Below are 21,804 nucleotides of genomic sequence, written 5' to 3' on the forward strand. Positions count from 1 at the left end.
GCAATGCAGTATTCATTGTCTTCCTTGTTAACCCGTTTACCGTTCACGTTCAAGCCCGTCATGCCTCGGCAAGGGCCGCGGCTTCCTCGACACCGACCGATACCAGACGTGACACTCCGGGCTCCTGCATGGTCACCCCCATCAGCCGTTCAGACGCCTCCATGGCGATCTTGTTATGGGTGATGTAGATGAACTGGACGGTCTCGGACATCTCTTTCACCAGCTTTGCGTAGCGACCCACATTGGCATCATCCAGCGGGGCATCCACTTCGTCGAGCATACAGAAGGGAGCCGGATTGAGCTGGAAGATGGCGAATACCATCGACAGGGCGGTGAGCGCCTTTTCGCCACCGGAAAGCAGATGAATGGTGGTGTTCTTCTTTCCGGGAGGGCGCGCCATGATGGCCACCCCGGTTTCCAGCAAATCCTCGCCGGTCAGGGTCAACCATGCGGTTCCCCCGCCGAACACCCGCGGGAAAAGTGCCTGCAGGCCGGCATTGACTCGCTCGAAGGTGTCGCGAAAACGCGTCCGGGTTTCCTGGTCGATGCGCCGGATCGCCCGGTCCAGGGTCTCCAGCGCCTCGGACAGCTCGACATGCTGGGCCTCCAGATAGTCGCGCCGCTCGGCCTGCTGGTCGTACTCCTCGATGGCTGCCAGGTTGATGGCTCCCAGCCGCCGTACGCGCTCCACCACATCCTCCAGCCTGGCCTGCCAGGCGGACTCCGTGGCGTTGGGGTCCAGGGAATCATGTAAACTCGCGGCGTCGTGGTTCAGTTCGGCGAGCTGTTCGTCCTGGGCCTCGGCCTTGAGGGACAGCGCCTGGACCTGCATGCGCGACTCCTGGAGGCGCTCGCGGATGCCCTCGAGGCTACGCTCATGGCCCTGACGCGCCTGTTCGTCTTCACGCAGCCGCTCGACCAGTTCGGCGGCGCGGGCACGGGTCTCGTTGAGCACCCGCTCCTCGCGCTCGCGGCGCTCCAGCAGCTCGTCGAGCCGCTCGCGACGCTCCTCGTCGGGCTCATGGAGCCCCTCCCGCGCCTCCTCGAGCTCGGCGCAGCGCAACGCGAGGCGCTCCCGCGACTCGCCGGCGCGGCCAAGTTGTTCGGCCAGCCCGTTGCGTTCGGTCACGGTGCGCTCCTGCTCCAGGGCCAGGCGCTGTGCCTGCTCGACCAGAGGACGCTGCCGTGCGCGCAGTGAGGCCAGCGCCTCGCGGGCCTCGCGACGTTCCCGCTCGAGCCGTTCGCGCGTCTCGGCGCCCTCCTCCAGCCGCGCCATCGCCACCTGCCACTGCTCACGCGCCTCCTCCAGGCCCAGCAGAGCCTCCTCGCGGGATTCGGCCAGGCCCTCGAGCTCCTCGACGAGTTCGGCGGCGCGCCCCTCCAGGTGCTCGAGGCGGCTGGCCAGCCCGCTCTCGTGCACGGCCAGCTGCTGGCGCTGCTGCTCGAGCTCGCGCTCCTCGAGTCGCGCCTGCTCCAGGTCCGTCTCGGCCTGCTCCGTCCGGGCCGCGGCTTGCTCGAGGTGGCGGTCCTGGTCAGCGAGGCGGGCTTCCACGTCGGCCAGCGCCTCGCGCACCTCCGCCTCGCGGCGCCGGCTGACCAGTAGGGCATCCGGACCGTTGCCTGCGCCACGATGGCGCACCCAGCCGGGGCCCAGCCAGAGGCCGTCGGGGCTGATCAGGCTCTCGCCGGCCGCCAGGCCCTCGCGGGCCACCCAGGCCGCCTCGCGGTCCTCGACGCAGCGGATGCCGGCCAACCACTGGCCGGCCGCGCCGGCGCCGCGCACCCGGGCCGCCAGGCTGTCGGCCGGGGCAGGCGAGGCCTCGGCCTCGAGCAGGCCGAGCTCGGCGTCCGGCGGCGTGGCCAGCGCCTCGCGGGCGCCGGGCAGCGACACCAGTCGCGCCCGCAGCCAGGGCGCCAGCACCCAGGAGACCGCCTCCTCCCAGCCGGGCTCGACCTCGAGGGCCTCACCGAGGCGGGGCTGCTGGCCCAGGCCATGCGCGGCCAGGTGGGCATCCAGCGCCTCGTCGTGGTCGGCCAGGGCCGCCTGGATCAGAGCCTCCAGCGAGGCCAGCTCACCCTGCAGGGTGCTGCGACGCTGGCGGTCGGCCTCGCGGGCCGCCTCGGCCTCCCGCACCTGCTCCCGGGCGCCATCGCGGCTGGCCTGGTGCTCGCCGCGCTGGGCCTCGAGCTCGGCCAGGCGCTCCTCGAGTTCGGCGTGGCGTTCGGCCAGCTCACGGCGCTGCTCGCCCAGGCCGGCGATATCGGGCAGCTCCTCGTGCTGCTGGCGACGGCGGCGCTCGTCGGCAGCCAGCCGCTCGAGGCGACTCTCCAGCTCGCGCAGCCGGTCCTGGGCGCGTTCCGCCTCGCGGCTCTGCGCCTGCCAGCGCTCGCCGAAGCTCTCCCATTCGGCGTCAGCCTCCTCGGCCCGAGGCTCGGCTTCCTCCAGGGCGGCCTCCAGCTCGGCGAGCTGTTCCGCGACCTCTTCCTGTTCGGGCCCCAATGTCTCGAGGCGCTCGTCCAGGCGGGCCAGGCGTTCGCCATCGTCGTCGCCGAGGCGGGCGAGCTCGGCGAGCTCGCGCCTGGCGGCCTCGAGGTCCCGGGCCAGCTGCTGGTCCCTTGCACGGGTGTGCTCCAGGTCCTGCTCCAGGCGAGCGATGGCGGTGGTGGTCTCGAAGAAGCGCGACTGCCGGCCGTCGAGCTCGGTGGCCAGGCGGTCATGCTCGGCTCGGGCCTCCTCCAGGCGGCTCTCGGCTTGGCGCATGCCAAGCACCTCGCGCTCCACGGCAGTTTCCAGCTCGCGGACGCGGGTCTCCTCCTCGGTCTGGCTGGCGCGCAGGGCGCGGCCGCGCAGCAGCGCCAGCTCGCCCTTGAGGCGGTGCTCTTCCTGCTTGAGGGTCTGGTAGCGACGCGCGGCCTCGGCCTGACGCTTGAGCCGCTCGAGCTGCTTGTCGAGCTCCTCGCGGATGTCCTCCAGGCGCTCCAGGTTCTCCTGGGTGCGCCGCATGCGGTTCTCGGTCTCGCGGCGACGCTCCTTGTACTTGGAGATGCCGGCGGCCTCCTCGAGGGTGGCGCGAAGCTCCTCGGGGCGTGCCTCGATCAGCCGCGAGATCATGCCCTGGCCGATGATGGCGTAGGAGCGCGGCCCCAGGCCGGTGCCCAGGAAGAGGTCAGCGATATCGCGGCGACGGCACTTCTGGCCGTTGAAGAAGTAGCTGGACTGGGCGTCGCGGGTGACCTGGCGCTTGACGGCGATCTCGGCGTACTGGGCATAGGCGCCGCCCATGGCGCCGTCACGGTTGTCGAAGAGCAGCTCGATGGAGGCGAGCCCCACCGGCTTGCGGCCGGTGGAGCCGTTGAAGATGACGTCGGTCATCGACTCGCCGCGCAGGGTCTTGGCCGAGGACTCGCCCATCACCCAGCGCACCGCATCGATGATATTGGACTTGCCGCAGCCGTTGGGGCCCACGATGGCGGTCATGTTGCCGTCGAAGGGCACCGTGACCGGGTCGACGAAGGACTTGAACCCCACCAGGCGGATCGAGGTAAGACGCATCGGCTTACTCGACGACCCGGTCGACCACCACTTCGACGGGCTCCCCGCCGGTATCGCCTACCGTCACCCCCTCGAGAGTGCCGAGCAGGTCGCCGGGCTGAGGCATGGCCTGGCCGCTCTCGGAGACACGCACCATCAGCCGCGCCTCCTCCACCTGGGAGATACGGGCACGGGGCGACATGGAACGGCTGTCATCGAGCACCACGGTGGTCGGCAGCTCGCCCAGCCGGGCCTGCGCCACGGCCAGCGGCGGCAGTTCCCCCTCGAGGTCCCGCGCCACCACGAAGACGGTGGCATCCGCGTCGAGCCGGCCGGCGAGGTCGTCTGCCAGACGAACCTTGACGGTAATGCCGGGCCCGTCGGCCTCCTGGTCGGCTTCTTCCGGTTCAAATCCCAGCCGCTGCTGGGCCACGCGGATTCCCTGGCGCAGCGCGTCGGCGGTGTCGGGGTCATCCATGCCGGCGATCGCCCGCCGCCACTGGTCGATGGCGGTCTCATAGTCGCCATTATCGAAGGCATTGATGCCGAGCATGCCGAGCACCGTGGGCTGGCTGGAATCCATCGCCAGCACCTCGTCGACCAGCGCCTGGACCTCGTCGGTCATCTCGCGCCCGGCAGCGAAGTAGCGAATCTGGGCGAGTTCGGCCAACAGCCAGGGCTGACGTCCTTCGAGCTCGACCAGCCGCTCCAGGGCGCGAGAGGCATCGGCGATGCGGCCGCTGTCGCGGTAGAGCGGGAACAGCGCCCGCCAGACGTTGGGGTTGTCGGGCTGACGCGCGGCCTCCTGCTCGAGCCGCTCGACCAGTTTCGGCAGCGTCGCCTCGGGGTCGTTCATCACCTGCTGCTGCGCTAGGTGAAGGGTGAGATCCCCCTCGGCCCCCTGCTGGACATACCAGAGAGCACTGACCAGCACGACCGCCACCATCACCAGGGGCACGGCCAGCTTGCCGGACGCCGTCGACTTCAGCGGCGCGCGCTCCAGCCGCTCGGTATCCTCGAGCAGGCTTCGCTCGAGCTCGAGGCGATCCTCGTTGAAACGCGAGGCGTCGATGTCGCCCCGCTCGCGGGCGGCTTCCAGCGACGCCAGGCGGCGGCGGTAGATGGCCAGGTTCTGATCGGTGGTGCGATCGTTGGCCTCATAGTCGCGTTGAGCGGCGCTCACGGCCGCCGCTCGTCGCAGGGGAGCCACCAGCAGCCACAGGGCGGGCAGCAACAGGACGGCAAGGGCAATCCATAGCAGGGTCATTCGGTCCTCTCGCGTTTGGTCAGGGCCTCCAGGCGCGCACGCTCCTCGGCGCTCAGGTCGCGGGCCGAGGTACGTCGACGGGCACGCACCATGAGCACCACCACCAGGGCGCCCAGCAGCACCAGGCCCGCGGGCAGCCCCCACAGCAGCAGGGTGCGTCCCTCGAGACGCGGATTGTAGAGCACATAGTCGCCGAAGCGGCTGACCATGAAGTCGAGAATCTCCTTGTCGGAACGGCCGTCCTGGAGCTGGGCGTAGACGCGTTCCCGCATGTCGCCGGCAATCGGCGACTCGGAGTCATCGATCGCCTGATTCTCGCACTTGGGGCAGCGCAGAGTCGCGGTAAGGTCGCGATAGCGCTGTTCGGTGACCGGATTATCGAACTCACGCACCTCCACTGCTGCCAGCCCCAGCAAGGGCCAAAGCAGACAGGCGCACAGCAGCAGTCGGATGATCAACGCCATTTTTCCACCTCCGGCAGTATCGTCTCGTGCACGTCCTCCGGCCGAATATAGCCGGTATGGTGATAGCGAATGATGCCGTCACGATCGACCAGAAAGGTCTCCGGGGCGCCGTAGACGCCCAGATCGAAGCCTAGGCTGCCCTCGGGGTCGAAGATATTGACCTCGAAGGGATTGCCGAACTCAGCAAGAAACTCGCGCCCCTTCTCGCGGGTGTCCTTGTAGTCGACCCCCACCAGGCGCACGCCGCGCTCGGCAAGATCCAGCAGCTGGGGCATCTCCTGCTTGCAGGTCGGGCACCATTCGCCCCAGACGTTGACCAGGGTGACCTCGCCCTCGAGCAGCGACGCGTCCACCACCCGCTCGGCGTCCTCGAGGGTAGTGAGCTCAAAGGCCGGGAACTCCCGGGCCATCAGCGCCGAGTCGCGCTCGAAGGGGTTGATCGACAGCCCCATGAACAGGAAAGCACCGAGCACCAGGAAGCCGACCAGCGGCAGCAACAGCAGCAGGCGACGCGTCATGCGGTGGCCTCCCGAGGCTCGACGGCCGCGGCGCGCTCAGGATCGCGCGCCGTGACGGTGCGGCGATAGCGGCGATCCGCCACGGCCAGCACTCCGCCGGCGGCCATCAGCAGCGCCCCCAGCCACAGCCAGCGCACGAACGGCTTGTGCTGGATGCGCATGGCCCAGCTGCCGTCCTCGAGGTCCTCGCCCATCGCCACATAGAGGTCACGGAACAGGCCGGGACGCAGGGCGACCTGGGTCATCGGCATGCCGCGGGCAATATAGAGGCGCTTCTCCGGGGTCATGGTAAAGCTGCGCCGGCTGTCGCCGCGCTGCACCTCGATCTCGGCGGCATCCGCCAGGTAGTTCGGCCCGCGGCGATTGGCCAGCTCGGTCATGGTGAAGGTGTAGCCGGCCACCTCGACACTGTCGCCCACGCCCATGCGCACGTTGCGCTCGATGGCGTAGTTGGAGACCACGGTGACGCCGATGATGGTCACCGCGATCCCCAGGTGGCCGAGGATCATCCCCCAGTAGGCCAGCGACAGGCGCCTGAGGCCGGCCACGCGGCCAGCGGAGTGGCGGGACTTTACCCAGAGGTCGCGGGCCATGGGCAGCACGATCCACAGCGCGATCACTACCCCAAGACTGACCTTGAGGTTCCACTCGCCACGGTAGAGCAGCGGTGCGACGGCACCGATCACCAGGGCCGCCAGGCCGGCGTGCCAGCTACGCTGGAAGAGGTCGCGGGCCGGGGTATGCTTCCAGCGCGACAGGGGGCCCAGCCCCATGAACAGGCAGAGAATCACGGTGAGCGGCACGAAGAGCGCATTAAAATAGGGCGGGCCCACACTGATCTTGCCCAGGTTCAAGGCATCGAGCAGCAGCGGGTAGACCGTGCCGAGCAGCACCGTGACGGTCATGATCACCAGCAGGATGTTGTTGATCAGCAGCAGGGCATCACGCGACAGCCAGCTGAAGCCCACTTGATTGCTGACGCGTGGCGCACGCAGGGCGAACAACAGCAGTGACAGCCCCACCGTGATGCCCAGCAGCACCAGGATGAAGAGCCCGCGGGACGGGTCGTTGGCGAAGGCGTGCACCGAGGTGAGTACGCCCGAGCGCACCAAGAAGGTGCCCATCAGCGACAGCGAGAAGGTGGAGATCGCCAGCAGCACCGTCCAGCTCTTGAAGGCACCGCGTTTCTCGGTCACCGCCAGGGAGTGGATCAGCGCGGTACCGGCCAGCCAGGGCAGCAGCGAGGCGTTCTCGACCGGATCCCAGAACCACCAGCCGCCCCAGCCCAGCTCGTAGTAGGCCCACCAGCTGCCCAGGGCGATGCCCACGGTGAGAAAGGCCCAGGCGATGTTGGTCCAGGGCCGGGCCCAGCGTGTCCAGGCCGCGTCCAGACGACCGCCCAGCAGGGCGGCGATGGCAAAGGCAAAGACCACCGAGAAGCCCACGTAGCCCATGTAGAGCATCGGCGGGTGAACGATCAGGCCGAAGTCCTGGAGCAGCGGATTGAGGTCGGCGCCATCCTGGGGAACATTGGGCAGCAGCCGTTCGAAGGGGTTGGAGGTAATCAGCACGAAGGCCAAAAAGCCCAGGCTAACCAGTCCCATGACGCCCATCACCCGGGCCAGCATGTCGCGGGGCAATTCCCGCGAGAAGCGGCTCACCGCGAAGCCCCAGGCGGCCAGGATCAGGCTCCACAGCAGCACTGACCCCTCGTGGTTGCCCCATACGGCACTGGCCTTGTAGTACCAGGGCAGCATCGAGTTGGAGTTGTTGGCCACGTTGGCCACACTGAAGTCGTCCAGCAGGTAGCTGGCGGTCAGGCAGGCATAGGCGATGGCCAGGAAGAGGAACTGGCCGGTGGCCATGGGGCGTGCATAGGCCATCCACAGCGGGCGGCGCGTGGCCGCCCCGGCGAGCGGCATCACTCCCTGGACCAGCGCCATCAGCAGCGCAATGATCAGGGCATAGTGGCCGATTTCGGGGATCATTAAGGTCTGCATGGGCACTCCGGATCAGTTCTGGCTGGTGGCGTCGCCCTGGGCGTCCAGCCGCTTGCCCACCTCGGCGGCCTTGGCCTGGTAGTCCTCCGGCGAGTAGCCGGCCTCCTCCAGGGCCTGAGCCACCTCGGGGGGCATGTAGTTCTCGTCGTGACGCGCCAGCACCTGGTCGGCCCGCAGCCAGCCGCCCTGCTGGAGCTGGCCGACCACCACCACGCCCTGCCCCTCGCGGAACAGGTCGGGCAGGATGCCGCTGTAGCGCACCTCGACATCGTCGGCATAGTCGGTGACGGTGAAGGTCACCTCGAGACTCTCCTTGTCGCGATTCACCGTGCCCTCCCTGACCATGCCACCGGCACGAATCTGGCGTTCCAGGGGGGCATCGCCGGCGGCGATCTGCACCGGGCTGAAGAAGAGGTTGATGTTGCTGCGCAGGGCGTAGAGGGTCAGGCCCACGGCGATGGCGGCCAGCGAGACCAGCCCCAAAATCACGAACAGCTTCTGCTTGCGTTTAGCTCTCACGGGCATGGCCCTCTTGATGTGAAACCGAAGTCGCGACGTCGCTTGAGGCGCCGTGGTGCTGTGCACGACGTGCCCGGCGACGCAGGTCGCGCAGCAGCGCGCGACGCTCGGCACGGGCATGAATGACCGTGCCCACCAGCAGCAGCCCGGTGACGCCCCAGGCCGCCCAGACGTAGACGCCGTGGCCACCCATGGCCAGGAAGGCCGACAGGGAATCGAATGCCATCAGCTCACCTCCCCGGCCAGTTCACGCACCCAGCGCTTGTTGGCTTCGCGTCGCAGGATCTCGCTACGGGTACGCATCAGGGTCAGTGCGATGAAGAAGCTGTAGAAGCCCAGCACCATGATCAGCAACGGCGCCCACATCTCCATCGGCATGGCCGGACGCGAGGTGACGCTGAAGGTCGCCGGCTGGTGCAGGGTGTACCACCAGTCCACCGAGTACTTGATGATGGGGATGTTGATCACCCCGACCATGGCCAGCACCGAGGCGGCCCGGGAGGCGCTGTCGCGACTGGTGAAGGCACCGCGCAACGCGATCACGCCGAAGTAGAGAAACAGCAGGATGAGCATCGAGGTGAGGCGAGCATCCCACATCCACCAGGTGCCCCAGGTCGGCACGCCCCACACCGCGCCGGAGAACAGCGCCACGAAGGTCATGGCAGCGCCCAGCGGAGCCATCATGGCCGCCGCCATGTCGGCGACCTTGATCTTCCAGACCATGAAGATGAAACCGGCCACCGCCATGCTGACGAAGATCGACTGAGCCAGGAAGGCCGCCGGCACATGCACGTAAATGATGCGGAAGCTGTTGCCCTGCTGATAGTCCGCCGGGGCAAAGGCCAGCCCCCAGGCGCTGCCAATCACGATCAGCACTGCCGCCGCCACCCAGAACCAGGGCTGCAGGCGCGCGCTGATGGCGTAGAACCATTTGGGGGAGCCGAGCTTATGTATGAAGGCCCACATGCCGATTGTCGTCCTCAACCGTTGATACTGATGCGCAGCGATGCAGCGATCGCCCAGGGGGCGAGGCTCAGCGCCACTGCCAGGAGCGCACCGAGGATGGCCAGGTGCGCGGAGACGCCATCGCCGAGGATGGCTGCCTGCACGGCCCCGGCACCGAAAATCAGCACCGGGATGTAGAGGGGCAGCACCAGCAGCGACAGCAGCACGCCACCCCGCGAGAGCCCCACGGTCAACGCTGCTCCGATGGCGCCGATCAGGCTCAGGCTGGCACTGCCCAGCGCCAGCGATAGCGCCAACACCGCATAGCTGCCCGCCGGCAGCGACAGCATGATGCCCAGCAGCGGTGCCATCAGCGCCAGCGGCAGGCCGGTCAACAGCCAGTGCACCGCCACCTTGGCCAGCGCCAGTGCCGGCAGCGGCTGAGGCGAGAGCAGCAGCTGCTCCAGGGAGCCGTCGTCGTAGTCGCTGCGAAACAGACTGTCCAGGGAGAGCAGTGCCGCCAGCAGCGCCGCGACCCACAGCAGGCCCGGGGCAATGGCCGCCAGCAGCTCCGGGTCCGGCGAGATGCCGATCGGAAACAGGGTGATTACCAGAGCGAAGAACACCAGCGGATTGAGCACCTCGCTGCGCCGGCGCATCATCAGCACCAGGTCACGCTTGAGCGTCGCACGAATTGCGACCCCGGCGCTGCCCTCGGGTTCCCGGAACAGCGGCATGTCCTCCGGCTCCTGCGCCAGGCGTGAGTCAGAGTGCGGCATCGTCGCCCCCCTGTCCCAACCGGATGCGCCGCAGTGCCGGAGAGTCGGCCAGCTCGTGGTGGGTGGTGACCAGCACGCAGCCGCCGCGCCGGGCATGGGCCGCCAGGCGCCCTTCGAGGGCCGCCACGCCGTCGCGGTCGATGGCGGTGAAGGGCTCGTCGAGCACCCAAAGCGGACGCGGGATCAGCTCCAGCCGGGCCAGGGCCACCCGGCGCTGCTGGCCGGCGGAGAGCTGGCCGGCGGGCAGGTCCTCGAAGCCAACCAGCCCCACGGACGCCAGGGCGGCGAAGCGCGCGGGCTCGTCATCGGGCTCGCCTGCGAGGGCCTGGTACCAGGCCAGATTCTCGAGCGGCGTCAGCGCTGCCTTGACCCCCGGCGCATGGCCCAGGTAGAGCAGATTGGCCAGGAAGTCCTGGCGCGTGCGCCGCATGGGATGGTCGTTCCAGTAGAGCTCGCCCTGGAAGTCCGCCAGCTGCCCGGAAAGGATCTTCAGCAGGGTGGTCTTGCCGCTGCCGTTGGGGCCTTCCACACGCACGATCTCGCCGGCATGAATGTCAAGGTCAAGGTCCCGGAACAGCCAGCGATCATCCCGCTCACAGGCCAGCTTTCGGGCTTGCAGACGCAGGCTCAAGGCACTCTCCCGGCATGGGTAATTTCGCCCGGAACTCTACACGGAAAGGGCCCTGGCTACCAGTCGAGCCGGCTGCGTCCGCCGGTCGCAGTTGCCCTGGATCAAGCTCTGCGTGGACTGTCTTCCCTTGCCAGATTCCGGCCCGCTGCTATGCTCGTGAAACACTGTACGAATTGACAGTTCTCGACGACCGGGGAGACACCGCATGCCCAACGTCACACTGCAGTACCTGGAGCGCCGCCTCAACCAGCCACTGGCCCAGGCTTGGCAACCCATCACGGCCGACGACCTGACCGAGATCCCGCTGCTCGGCCGCGTCTCGGCGGGAATGCCTATCGAGGCCTGTCCCGAGGTGGGCAGCATTCAGGTGCCCACGCGCATGGTGCGCCGCAACACCTATGCCCTGCGGGTATGCGGCGACTCCATGGTCGATTGCAACATCTTCGACGGCGATGTGATCATCATCGAGCGTCGCGAGAGTGCCGAGAACGGCGAGACCGCGGTGGTGATGATCAACGACCAGGAGGTCACCCTGAAGAAGCTCTACATCGAGAAGTCCGGCGTACGCCTGCAGCCGGCCAACGAGCGCATGGCGCCCATCTACCTGCGCAACGACGACATCCAGGTGATCGGCCTGGTGATGGGCGTGGTGCGACAGGCCGAACTGGCCGCCTGATGCGCTATAACGTCCCTGACATCCCTGCGGGCCGCTGGCAGGAGAGCAGCCTGGAGGTGGAGAAGAGCCGCTTCATTACCTGGCTCTGCCATGCGCCGGATAACGCCGCCTTCGAGGCAATTCTGGCCGAGGCGCGCCGCACTCATCCCGGCGCCAGCCACCACTGCAGCGCCTTCATCGCCGGCCCGCCCGGCGAGCAGACCGCCATCGGCTTCTCCGACGACGGCGAGCCAGGCGGCACCGCCGGGCGACCCATGTTTCAGGTGCTGGAGGGCGCCGGCCTCGGCCAGGTAGGCTGCGTGGTCACGCGCTACTTCGGCGGCACCAAGCTCGGCACCGGCGGTCTGGCACGCGCCTACTCTCGCGCCGTCGCCGAGGGCCTGGAGGCGCTACCGCGCCGCACGGTGGTCGAGCGCACACCGCTGCGCCTGCGGGTCGAGTTCGCCGGCGAGGCCGAGGCCCGCGCCTGGCTGGCCGAGCAGGAGGTACCGGTCGCGCAGGCCGACTATGGCGCCGAGGGGGTGGTCCTCACAGTGGGCTGGCCCAGCGACGTTCCCGCCAACCTGAGCGCCCTCGAGACACGCCTGCGCGGCCGCCTCGCCCTGCTGCAGGACAACTGATCGCCCTGCCCCACTGCCCGACGACCCACCATGAAAAACGGCGCCCGAAGGCTCCGTTTTCATGGCCGTGCCCCGAGCTTAGCCGAGGTACTTGATCATCACCCCGGCGGCCACCGCCGAGCCGATCACCCCGGCCACGTTGGGCCCCATGGCGTGCATCAGCAGGAAGTTGTGGGGGTTGGACTCGAGCCCCACCTTGTTGGAGACCCGCGCCGCCATGGGCACCGCCGAGACGCCGGCGGAGCCGATCAGCGGATTGATCGGCATGCGACTCACCGTATTCATCAGCTTGGCCATCAGGATGCCGCAGGCGGTGCCGATGGCGAAGGCCACCATGCCCAGCGCCAGGATGCCCAGCGTCTCCACCGCCAGGAAACGCTCGGCGATCAGCTTGGAGCCCACCGACAGCCCCAGGAAGATGGTCACGATGTTGATCAGGGCATTCTGGGTGGTGTCGGAGAGCCGCTCCACCACGCCGCTCTCGCGCATCAGGTTGCCGAAGCAGAACATCCCCAGGAGCGGCGCTGCGTCGGGCAGGAAGAGCACCACCAGGATCAGCAGGCTGAGCGGGAAGACGATCTTCTCCAGCTTCGACACAGGACGCAGCTGCGTCATGGTGATCTCGCGCTCCCGTTTGCTGGTCAGCGCCTTCATGATCGGCGGCTGGATCAGCGGCACCAGCGCCATGTAGGAGTAGGAGGCCACGGCGATGGCACCCAGCAGCTCCGGCGCCAGGATGCTCGACACATAGATCGAGGTGGGGCCGTCGGCACCGCCGATGATGCCGATGGCGGCGGCCTGGTTGAGCGAGAAGTCCATCCAGCCCATGGCCGACATGCCCACCGCGCCGAGCAGGGTGGCGAAGATACCGAACTGCGCCGCCGCCCCCAGGAACAGGGTGCGCGGATTGGCCAGCAGCGGGCCAAAGTCGGTCATCGCCCCCACGCCCATGAAGATCACCAGCGGGGCAATGCCCGAGGCGATGGCAACGCTATAGAACTGATAGAGCATGCCGTGGGCGAAGCCGCTATCCATGGCCAGGTCGTTGGCGGCCCGCAGCAGCGCCGGCGAGAGATCACCATGCAGAGCCTCGGACACGGTGTGGCGCCAGGCCTCGACACCGGCGGCCGGGTCGAGGCCGAGCTGCAGCGTCGCAGCCATCTGTTCGAGCAGCGCCGGCCGCGCCAGGTGCGCCGCCTGCTCGGCCGCAGACAAGGCCAGACCGGCCTCGGGGATATTGGCCAGGATGCCGCCAAAACCGATCGGCACCAGCAACAGCGGCTCGAACTTCTTGGCGATGGCCAGGTAGAGCAGCCCCAGGCCGACCAGCACCATAACCGCCTGGCCGAGGCTCAGGTTGTAGAGCCCCGAGCCGTACCAGAGCGTCAGTAGCTTCTCCGTCATGAGAATCGTCCTTAGAGCTCGATGAGGGTATCACCGACGGCGACGCTGTCGCCCTCGCTGACCTTGACGGCGGAGACCGTGCCGGCACCGCTGGCGCGCACTTCGGTCTCCATCTTCATGGCCTCGAGGATGATCACCACATCGCCCTCCTCGACGCTGTCGCCTTCGCGCACGTTGACCTTGAAGATGTTGCCGGCGAGCGGCGCGGTAATCGCTTCGCCGCTAGACGGTGCCGCCTCGGCGGGAGCCGGCTGGGCGCCACCTCCCTGCTCCTTGACCTCGCCGATCTCGCCGCCTTCGGCGACCTCGACCACATAGGCCTTGCCGTTGACCTTGACGGTATAGGTCTCGGGGCCGGCCGGCGCCGCGGCCTGAACTGCCGGCGCCTTGGCCTCGGCCTTCGCCGGCAGCGTGGCGCTGGTGTCGGGGGCCTGGGGTGCGGGCTCGAAAGCCTCGGGGTTGTCGCGATTCTTGAGAAACTTCAGGCCGATCTGCGGGAAGAGGGCATAAGTCAGCACGTCGTCGATCTCGCGCTCACCCTCGGCCAGGCGGATGCCCTCGGCCTTGGCCTTCTCCTTGAGTTCGGCGCTCAGCCGCTCCACCTCCGGCTCGAGCCGGTCCGCCGGGCGGCAGGTGATCGGCTCGCCACCCTCCAGCACGCGCGCCTGCAGTTCCTCGTTGAAGGGCGCCGGGGCGGCGCCATACTCGCCCTTGAGCAGCGCCTGGACCTCCTTGGAGATCGACTTGTAGCGCTCGCCCATCATCACGTTCATCACTGCCTGAGTGCCGACGATCTGCGAGGTCGGCGTCACCAGCGGAATGAAGCCCAGGTCCTCGCGCACGCGCGGGATCTCCTGGAGGACGTCGTCGAGCTTGTCGCCCGCGCCCTGCTCCTTGAGCTGGCCTTCCATGTTGGTCAGCATGCCACCCGGCACCTGGGCGATCAGGATGCGCGAATCGATACCCTTCAGCGAGCCCTCGAAAGCGGCATACTTCTTGCGCACTTCGCGGAAGTAAGCGGCGATTTCCTCGAGCAGCTCGAGGTCCAGGCCGGTGTCACGCTCGGTCCCCTGGAGAATGGCCACCACCGACTCGGTGGGACTGTGGCCATAGGTCATGGACATCGAGGAGATGGCGGTATCGACGTTGTCGATACCGGCCTCGGCGGCCTTGAGGGCGGTGGCGGTCGACATGCCGGTAGTGGCGTGGCACTGCATGTGGATGGGGATATCCACCGCCTTCTTGAGCTTGGTGACCAGCTCATAGGCATCGTAAGGCTTGAGCAGACCGGCCATGTCCTTGATTGCCAGGGAGTCGGCGCCCATGTCGGCGATGGTCTTGCCGAGCTCGACCCAGCCGTCCAGGGTGTGCACCGAACTCACCGTATAGGAGAGCGTACCCTGAGCATGGCCCTCGACCTGGCGTACCGCCTGGATGGCACGCTCCAGGTTGCGCGGGTCGTTCATGGCGTCGAAGACGCGGAAGACGTCGACACCGTTGGTCCTGGCGCGCTCGACGAACTTGTCCACCACGTCATCGGCGTAGTGGCGGTAGCCAAGCAGGTTCTGACCGCGCAGCAGCATCTGCTGGGGGGTATTGGGCATGGCGGCCTTCAACGCCCGTATCCGCTCCCACGGATCCTCGCCGAGGTAGCGGATACAGGCGTCGAAGGTGGCGCCGCCCCACGATTCGAGCGACCAGAAGCCGACGCGATCGAGCTTCTCGGCGATGGGCAGCATGTCGTCAAGGCGCATGCGGGTGGCAAACAGCGACTGGTGGGCATCGCGCAGGACGACATCGGTGATGCCAAGCGGGCGTGTCTTGTCAGTCATGGTCGTGACCTTGTCGTGAGTAATGAAGGGAAAAACGGAGAGCGGCCACCTCAGCGGCGGTGGCGGTGACGATAGCGATGCACCGCGGCGGTGATGGCGACCATCACATCATCGTCCTGACCAGGCGGCGGCCGACGACGAGCGCCGGTCGCGACAGGGGCGGGCGGCTCGGGAAAGAAACGACCGATGGTCTTGGACATCAGCGTGGTGACGATGACCAGCACGGTAAGAAAAACAAAGACAAAGCCCATGCCGAGGCCCATCAGGGCAAGCCCCTCGTTAAGCAGCTGCGTATCCTGCATGCGAATTCTCCTGTTTCTTGCGCATACTTGGCCGCGATCTAACGAGAAAACCCGGCTTGCGCATTTTTTAGGATGCTATAACCTGCCACATCCCCGATAGATTGCAATGGCGTCATGGTGGAAGTCAGCGTTGTTAATTTACTACATAAAGGGCGGATCGGCCTAGCGCCCATGGAAGGGGTCATCGATGCGGTGACCCGCGACCTCCTGACCCGCACCCCCGGCTTCGACTGGGGGGTCACCGAGTTCGTGCGCGTAATAGACACGAGCCTGCCACCCCGCGTGTTCCACCGCCACTGCCCGGAACTGGCGCGACCCGGCGTCACCACGCCGAGCGGGGTTTCCGTGCAGCTGCAGCTGCTGGGCTCCGACCCCGACGCCCTCGCCGCCAATGCCCGCCAGGCCCTGCACCTGGGCGCCACCGGCCTGGATCTCAATTTCGGCTGCCCGGCCAAGCTGGTCAACCGTCACGATGGCGGCGCCTCGCTACTCCGCGACCCGCGACGGGTCCACGCCGCCGTGTCAGCGGTCGCCCGGGCCGTAGGGGATGCAATCCCGGTCACCGCCAAGGTCCGCCTGGGCTTCTCGGACCGCCGCCTGGCCCTGGCCTGCGCGCTGGCCGCCCAGAATGCCGGTGCCTGCCAGCTGGTGGTTCACGGCCGCACCCGCGACGAGGGTTATCGACCTCCCGCCCACTGGGAGTGGATCGGCCGCATCCGTCAGCGCCTCTCGATCCCGGTGGTCGCCAATGGCGACATCTGGACCCTGGAGGACTACTGGAAGGCCCGCACCCTCTCGGGCTGCCGAGACGTGATGCTCGGCCGCGGCGCCCTGGCTGACCCGGGACTGGCGTCGCGTATTCGCCACTGGCAGAAGACGGGGGAGCGACTGCCCGACACATCCTGGCAGACTCGAGCGACGATCCTCGCCGACTTTGCTGCATTGCAGCGTAGCACACTTCCGGAGCGTGTCGTCACTGCCTTGATCAAGCAATGGCTCAACCATATGCGCCAGCGTGACGAGGAGGCGGCCCGCCGCTTCCGAGCCGTAAAACGCTTACGCACCCTGGACGACCTGCTAGAAAGGCTCGACCCCCGTCGCCATGCTCCTCTCGATCATCGGGCAGAGATGGCCTGAAAGAGGGACCGATCGCCGCCAGGCGGATGGACACGCAAAAAAGAGGCGCTCGTCGCATAGCGACGGCGCCTCAAACGATCGCAGGGCCGGCACGCGATTACCGCCGACCCGGCTAGCAGGACACTAAAGCCCGTGACACCGATGGTATCTCGACGTCAGGGCCCGCAAAGCAGAAGACCCGCCCTCGCAAGGAGGACGGGTCGGGATCTGGCGCGCCCGGGAGGATTCGAACCTCCGACCACCTGATTCGTAGTCAGGTACTCTATCCAGCTGAGCTACGGGCGCGGAAGGCAACAAGCGAGATTGTTGCAGAGACGAACCGTAAGGCATGGCTAACAGTAACATCTAATACGAAGATGGCGCGCCCGGGAGGATTCGAACCTCCGACCACCTGATTCGTAGTCAGGTACTCTATCCAGCTGAGCTACGGGCGCTTGATCTACGCGTGACGACAATGGCGGAGAGGGAGGGATTCGAACCCTCGAAGAGGCTATAAACCCCTTACTCCCTTAGCAGGGGAGCGCCTTCAGCCACTCGGCCACCTCTCCTCATCGACACGGTGCGTATCCTACCGTTTTAGAAGGCCATTGTCCAGCGGACTCGGCAATTTTTCACCTTCGCCCGGCGAGAGCGCTCCCGCTGAACCACACGCCACGGACTACTCATCGCGATCGAGGCCGGAATCGGCCTTCTCGCGCTGGATGCGCTGGTAGATTTCCTCGCGATGCACGGCGACATCCTTGGGGGCATTGACGCCGATGCGCACCTGATTGCCCTTGACGCCAAGGACGGTCACGGTGATGTCGTCACCGATCATCAGGGTTTCGCCGACACGGCGGGTCAGGATGAGCATGACTGATCTCCTTCTCAGACTTATGGCTACGGGATGCTCGCCGGCAGGGACGACGGAATGACATTGTGCGACAAGTCGCCGTCCCTGACCAATTTCGCCGCCCATGAGACGCCCGCACCACGTTGAAAGGAAGGGCTATGGCACGGGTGTCGCGGCCTTCCCTACAAGCGTAGAAGGTGTCGTCGCCCCGAGGGAGGCTTATTCGGCCTCGATATCGCTCTTGTCGAGACCAAACGCCTTGTGCAGCGCCTTGACCGCCAGCTCCATGCGCTTCTCGTCGATCACCACGGAAATCTTGATCTCGGAGGTAGAAACCATGCGGATGTTGATGTTCTCGTCGGCGAGCACGCGGAAGAACTTTGAGGCCACCCCGGCATGGGAGCGCATACCGACCCCCACCAGCGAGACCTTGGCGATATTGTCGTCGCCGCGCAGCTCGCCACCGCCCAGGTCAGGGATGACCTGCTCCTGGAGAATCTTCATGGTCTGCTTGTAGTCGCCCTTGGCTACCGTGAAGGTGAAATCGGTGTAGTCACCGGCCGGCGCCACGTTCTGGACGATCATGTCGACCTCGATGTTGGCATCGGCGATCGGCCCCAGGATGCGCGACGCCACCCCCGGCACGTCGGGGGTGTTGAGCAGCGTCAGCTTGGCTTCGTTGGCGGTGAAGGCGATACCGGAGATCAGCGGTTCTTCCATGGAATCCTCGTCTTGGTCAGAGTCTGCAACGATCAGGGTGCCGGGGCCATCCTGGAAACTGGACAGCACGCGCAGCGGGACATTGTACTTGCCGGCAAATTCGACGGCGCGAATCTGCAGGACCTTGGAGCCGAGACTCGCCAGCTCCAGCATCTCTTCAACGGTGATGGTGTCGAGGCGCTGAGCCCTGGAGCAGACTCGCGGGTCGGTGGTGTAGACGCCGTCGACGTCGGTATAGATCTGGCACTCGTCGGCCTTCAGCGCCGCCGCCAGCGCCACGCCGGTGGTATCGGAGCCGCCGCGGCCGAGGGTGGTGATGTTGCCCTCCTCGTCGACGCCCTGGAAGCCGGCAACCACCACGACCTGACCGGCGTCGAGGTCCTCCTGCAGCTCATCGGTCTCGATGCGCTGGATGCGGGCCTTGGTGTGCGCGCTATCCGTCTGGATGCCTACCTGAGAACCGGTGTAGGAGGTGGCCGGCACGCCGATCTTGTGCAGCGCCATGGCCAGCAGCGAGATGGTGACCTGCTCACCGGTGGAGACCAGCATGTCCATCTCGCGCGGCGTCGGCTCGTCGTTGATCTCGTTGGCCATGCCGATCAGACGATTGGTCTCGCCACTCATGGCGGAGACCACCACAACGACCTGGTGGCCGTTATCGCGAAATCCCTTGACCTTCTCGGCCACGGCCTTGATGCGCTCAACGGAGCCCACCGAGGTGCCGCCGAATTTCTGTACGTATAGTGCCATATGCCGATTTTCCTCGTATGTCGCGTGCGAGTCGTGCTCGGATGAGTGAAAGGTAAGTGGAAACAAGAAGGGCCGGGGCATTGCTGCCGCCGGCCCTGATAGCCCTTACTGGAGACGCTCCTCGACCCAGGCCGGCACGCTGTCAAGCGCCCCGGGCAGCGCCTCGACGTCGCTACCGCCAGCCTGGGCCATGTCGGGTCGGCCCCCGCCCTTGCCGCCGACCTGGGCCGCCACGTGCTTGACCAGATCGCCGGCCTTGATCTGGCCGGTCAGGTCGTCGGTGACGCCGGCGATCAGGCTGACCTTGCCGGCCTCGGCGTCGGCCACGCCCAGCACCACGATGCCGGAACCCAGCTTGTTCTTGAGCTGGTCGAGCATGCCGCGCAGCTCCTTGCCAGCCACGCCCTCGAGGCGCTTGGCCAGCACCTTGACGCCCTTGACCTCACGGGCTTCGTTGAGCATGTCATTGCCGGCGGCACTGGCCAGCTTGGCCTTGAGGCGCTCGAGCTCCTTCTCCAGCATACGGTTGCGCTCGAGCAGCGACTCGACCCGCTCCTCGACCTGCTCCGGCTTGGCCTTGAGGCGTTCGCCGATGCGATTCAGGCGCGCCTCCTGCGCGCGGAACCAGGCCAATGCGCCCTCGCCGGTGATCGCCTCGATGCGACGCACGCCGCTGGCGATACCGACTTCGCTGATGATGTGGAAGCAGCCGATATCACCGCTGCGGGCCACATGAGTGCCGCCGCAAAGCTCGATGGAGAAGTCGTCGGCGCCGATGGTCAGCACGCGCACGCTGTCAGCGTACTTGGCCTCGAACAACGCGGCGGCGCCCTTGGCCTTGGCCTCGTCGAGGGTCATCTGCTCGGTGCGCGTCGGCGCGTTGGCCAGAATCTGCTCGTTGACCAGGCGCTCCACCTCGGCCAGCTGCTCCGGGGTCATGGGCTCGAAGTGGCTGAAGTCGAAGCGCAGCCGCTCGGGGGTGACCAGCGAGCCCTTCTGCGCCACGTGATCGCCGAGCACCAGACGCAGCGCCTTGTGCATCAGGTGGGTCGCGGAGTGGTTGCGCACCGTGGCCGCACGCAGGCTGGCATCGACCCGCGGGTGGACCTCGGCGCCCACCACCAGCGTGCCCTCGAGCAGCACGCCATGGTGCAGATGGTGGCCGCCCTGCTTCTGGGTGTCGGTGACCAGGAAGCGGCCGCCTTCCAGTTCCAGGTAGCCGGTATCGCCTACCTGGCCCCCGGACTCCCCATAGAACGGCGTGCGGTCGAGCACCACCACGCCGCGCTGTTCCGGCTCGAGTCGCGCCAGGGCATTGCCCTCGCGATCGACCAGGGCGGTGACGGTGGCGCGATCCTCCAGCAGGTCATGACCGGTGAACGCCGTCTCGCCTTCCAGGTCCAGCGCGGCAGCGTAGTCGGCGCCAAACTGGCTCGCCGCGCGGGCACGCTCACGCTGGGCCTCAAGCTCGCGCTCGAAGCCGGCCTCGTCGAGAGTCACGCCGCGTTCGCGGCAGACGTCGGCGGTCAGGTCGAAGGGGAAACCGAAGGTGTCATAGAGCTTGAAGACCGTCTCGCCCGGCAGGGTATCGCCCTCGAGCCCGCTCAGCGCCTCCTCGAGCAGGCCCATGCCATGCTCCAGGGTGCGCGCGAACTGCTCCTCTTCCTTGAGCAGGACACGCTCGATCTGGTGGCGCGACTCGCGCAGCTCGGGAAAGGCGTCGCCCATCTCCACGTCCAGCGCGCCCACCAGCTTGTGGAAGAAGTTGCCCTGGGCGCCCAGCTTGTGGCCGTGACGGATGGCGCGCCGGATGATGCGGCGAAGCACATAGCCGCGGCCCTCGTTGGAAGGCAGCACGCCATCGGCGATCAGGAAGGCACAGGAGCGGATATGGTCGGCGATCACCCGCAGCGATGGCGTAGACGTATCCGCATGGCCGGTATGGCGCGCAGCGGCCTCGAGCAGGTTCTGGAAGAGGTCGATCTCGTAGTTGGAGTGCACGCCCTGCATCACCGCAGCGATGCGCTCCAGGCCCATGCCGGTATCGATGGAGGGCTTGGGCAAGGGATTGAGGGTCCCGGCCGCATCCCGGTCGAACTGCATGAACACCAGGTTCCAGATCTCGATGTAGCGGTCGCCGTCCTCCTCGGGACTGCCGGGCGGGCCGCCCCACACCTCGGGGCCGTGATCGAAGAAGATCTCGGAGCTCGGCCCGCAGGGGCCGGTGTCACCCATCTGCCAGAAGTTGTCCTCGTCGAGCTTGGAAAAACGTTCAGGATCGATACCCATCTCGTCCTTCCAGATGCGCTCGGCCTCGTCGTCACTGACGTGCACGGTGACCCACAGCTTTTCCCTGGGCAGGCCCAGGGTCTCGGTGAGGAACTGCCAGGCGAAGCGGATGGCATCGCGCTTGAAGTAGTCGCCGAAACTGAAGTTGCCCAGCATCTCGAAGAAGGTATGGTGGCGCGCGGTGTAGCCGACGTTATCGAGGTCGTTGTGCTTGCCACCGGCGCGCACGCAGCGCTGAGACGAGGTCGCACGCACGTAAGGGCGGGGATCACGACCCAGGAAGACGTCCTTGAACGGCACCATGCCGGCATTGGTGAACAGCAGGGTCGGGTCGTTGCCGGGAACCAGTGAGCTGGAGGGCACGACGGTATGGCCGTGCGCCTCGAAGTAACTCAGAAAGGCCTGTCTGATATCTGCGCTTTTCATGGGGTATCCGTGGCGATGAACGGGGTGACCCGGCGGGCGACGCTGGCGTGAAGCGAGCACCATGACGCGCGTTTTCCAGTCGCATCGCAGTGCCGCGGGGGCCACCCGGGGCGTTCGCAAAGGGAGCCATTATAGCGCAGTTGTCAATGGACTGAAGGGGC

The 21,804-nt window shown here is 66.9% G+C and carries 19 protein-coding genes and 3 tRNA genes; 3 read left to right on the forward strand and 19 right to left on the reverse strand.

Annotated elements, in window-relative coordinates; all coding sequences use genetic code 11:
• Positions 1 to 58 precede the first annotated feature (58 nt).
• The 10 genes from smc to ccmA are packed head-to-tail and all read right to left on the reverse strand — an operon-like array spanning position 59 to position 10,655.
• Positions 59 to 3,553 (reverse strand): chromosome segregation protein SMC, encoded by a 3,495-nt coding sequence (gene smc, locus FHR95_RS06545; protein WP_183313821.1) that lies wholly within the window; start codon positions 3,551 to 3,553, stop codon positions 59 to 61.
• 4 nt (positions 3,554 to 3,557) lie between these two features.
• Positions 3,558 to 4,799, reverse strand: coding sequence for a c-type cytochrome biogenesis protein CcmI (ccmI, locus tag FHR95_RS06550; RefSeq protein WP_183313822.1), 1,242 nt, complete (start codon positions 4,797 to 4,799; stop codon positions 3,558 to 3,560).
• Complete coding sequence (locus FHR95_RS06555; RefSeq protein ID WP_040185190.1) at positions 4,796 to 5,263, reverse strand: cytochrome c-type biogenesis protein; 468 nt, start codon at positions 5,261 to 5,263, stop codon at positions 4,796 to 4,798. The genes ccmI and FHR95_RS06555 overlap by 4 nt, the downstream gene beginning before the upstream one ends.
• Positions 5,254 to 5,781, reverse strand: coding sequence for a DsbE family thiol:disulfide interchange protein (locus FHR95_RS06560; RefSeq protein ID WP_183313823.1), 528 nt, complete (start codon positions 5,779 to 5,781; stop codon positions 5,254 to 5,256). Before FHR95_RS06560 ends, FHR95_RS06555 begins: the two co-directional genes overlap by 10 nt.
• Complete coding sequence (locus FHR95_RS06565; RefSeq protein WP_183313925.1) at positions 5,778 to 7,769, reverse strand: heme lyase CcmF/NrfE family subunit; 1,992 nt, start codon at positions 7,767 to 7,769, stop codon at positions 5,778 to 5,780. Before FHR95_RS06565 ends, FHR95_RS06560 begins: the two co-directional genes overlap by 4 nt.
• A 24-nt stretch (positions 7,770 to 7,793) precedes the next feature.
• Positions 7,794 to 8,300 carry a cytochrome c maturation protein CcmE gene (ccmE, locus tag FHR95_RS06570; protein WP_183313824.1) on the reverse strand — a complete coding sequence of 169 codons (507 nt, stop codon included), beginning with the start codon at positions 8,298 to 8,300 and terminating at the stop codon, positions 7,794 to 7,796.
• Positions 8,290 to 8,526, reverse strand: a complete 237-nt coding sequence (ccmD, locus tag FHR95_RS06575; RefSeq protein ID WP_183313825.1) for a heme exporter protein CcmD — start codon at positions 8,524 to 8,526, stop codon at positions 8,290 to 8,292. The genes ccmE and ccmD overlap by 11 nt, the downstream gene beginning before the upstream one ends.
• Positions 8,526 to 9,266 (reverse strand): heme ABC transporter permease, encoded by a 741-nt coding sequence (locus FHR95_RS06580; protein WP_040185184.1) that lies wholly within the window; start codon positions 9,264 to 9,266, stop codon positions 8,526 to 8,528. The genes ccmD and FHR95_RS06580 overlap by 1 nt, the downstream gene beginning before the upstream one ends.
• A gap of 14 nt (positions 9,267 to 9,280) precedes the next feature.
• Positions 9,281 to 9,982, reverse strand: coding sequence for a heme exporter protein CcmB (ccmB, locus tag FHR95_RS06585; protein WP_246378430.1), 702 nt, complete (start codon positions 9,980 to 9,982; stop codon positions 9,281 to 9,283).
• 28 nt (positions 9,983 to 10,010) lie between these two features.
• Complete coding sequence (gene ccmA / locus FHR95_RS06590; RefSeq protein ID WP_183313827.1) at positions 10,011 to 10,655, reverse strand: cytochrome c biogenesis heme-transporting ATPase CcmA; 645 nt, start codon at positions 10,653 to 10,655, stop codon at positions 10,011 to 10,013.
• A 205-nt stretch (positions 10,656 to 10,860) separates the two neighbouring features.
• Here ccmA and lexA point away from each other — a divergent pair, with 205 nt between their 5' ends.
• The gene (gene lexA / locus FHR95_RS06595; protein ID WP_183313828.1) at positions 10,861 to 11,331 is read left to right on the forward strand and encodes a transcriptional repressor LexA; all 471 of its coding nucleotides are present in this window, start codon (positions 10,861 to 10,863) and stop codon (positions 11,329 to 11,331) included.
• Positions 11,331 to 11,951, forward strand: a complete 621-nt coding sequence (locus tag FHR95_RS06600) for an IMPACT family protein (RefSeq protein ID WP_183313829.1) — start codon at positions 11,331 to 11,333, stop codon at positions 11,949 to 11,951. The genes lexA and FHR95_RS06600 overlap by 1 nt, the downstream gene beginning before the upstream one ends.
• Positions 11,952 to 12,029: 78 nt before the next feature.
• On the opposite strand, the gene FHR95_RS06605 is transcribed toward FHR95_RS06600, so the two are convergent.
• Genes FHR95_RS06605 through FHR95_RS06615 form a run of 3 tightly spaced genes read right to left on the reverse strand, consistent with a single transcriptional unit; the run spans position 12,030 to position 15,489 of the window.
• The gene (locus tag FHR95_RS06605) at positions 12,030 to 13,355 is read right to left on the reverse strand and encodes a sodium ion-translocating decarboxylase subunit beta (protein ID WP_040185172.1); all 1,326 of its coding nucleotides are present in this window, start codon (positions 13,353 to 13,355) and stop codon (positions 12,030 to 12,032) included.
• A gap of 11 nt (positions 13,356 to 13,366) precedes the next feature.
• Positions 13,367 to 15,187, reverse strand: coding sequence for a sodium-extruding oxaloacetate decarboxylase subunit alpha (oadA, locus tag FHR95_RS06610; protein WP_183313830.1), 1,821 nt, complete (start codon positions 15,185 to 15,187; stop codon positions 13,367 to 13,369).
• A 50-nt stretch (positions 15,188 to 15,237) separates the two neighbouring features.
• A complete protein-coding gene (locus FHR95_RS06615; protein ID WP_040185170.1) occupies positions 15,238 to 15,489 on the reverse strand; it encodes an OadG family protein in 252 nt (83 codons plus the stop codon).
• 171 nt (positions 15,490 to 15,660) lie between these two features.
• On the opposite strand from FHR95_RS06615, the gene FHR95_RS06620 reads away from it, so the two are divergent.
• A complete protein-coding gene (locus FHR95_RS06620; protein ID WP_183313831.1) occupies positions 15,661 to 16,626 on the forward strand; it encodes a tRNA-dihydrouridine synthase in 966 nt (321 codons plus the stop codon).
• 208 nt (positions 16,627 to 16,834) lie between these two features.
• On the opposite strand, the gene FHR95_RS06625 is transcribed toward FHR95_RS06620, so the two are convergent.
• From FHR95_RS06625 to alaS, 6 genes are all read right to left on the reverse strand, one after another.
• Positions 16,835 to 16,911: transfer RNA gene (locus tag FHR95_RS06625), tRNA-Arg, on the reverse strand.
• A 72-nt stretch (positions 16,912 to 16,983) separates the two neighbouring features.
• A tRNA-Arg gene (locus tag FHR95_RS06630) sits at positions 16,984 to 17,060 on the reverse strand.
• A 21-nt stretch (positions 17,061 to 17,081) separates the two neighbouring features.
• Positions 17,082 to 17,174 (reverse strand) — tRNA-Ser (locus tag FHR95_RS06635).
• A 110-nt stretch (positions 17,175 to 17,284) separates the two neighbouring features.
• Positions 17,285 to 17,479, reverse strand: coding sequence for a carbon storage regulator CsrA (gene csrA, locus FHR95_RS06640; RefSeq protein WP_040185166.1), 195 nt, complete (start codon positions 17,477 to 17,479; stop codon positions 17,285 to 17,287).
• A 198-nt stretch (positions 17,480 to 17,677) separates the two neighbouring features.
• The gene (locus tag FHR95_RS06645; RefSeq protein WP_040185164.1) at positions 17,678 to 18,928 is read right to left on the reverse strand and encodes an aspartate kinase; all 1,251 of its coding nucleotides are present in this window, start codon (positions 18,926 to 18,928) and stop codon (positions 17,678 to 17,680) included.
• A gap of 105 nt (positions 18,929 to 19,033) precedes the next feature.
• Positions 19,034 to 21,643 carry an alanine--tRNA ligase gene (gene alaS, locus FHR95_RS06650; RefSeq protein ID WP_183313832.1) on the reverse strand — a complete coding sequence of 870 codons (2,610 nt, stop codon included), beginning with the start codon at positions 21,641 to 21,643 and terminating at the stop codon, positions 19,034 to 19,036.
• Positions 21,644 to 21,804: the final 161 nt, after the last annotated feature.

Origin of the sequence: Halomonas fontilapidosi (genome assembly GCF_014192285.1) — a bacterium.
GTDB classification, from domain to species: domain Bacteria; phylum Pseudomonadota; class Gammaproteobacteria; order Pseudomonadales; family Halomonadaceae; genus Halomonas; species Halomonas fontilapidosi.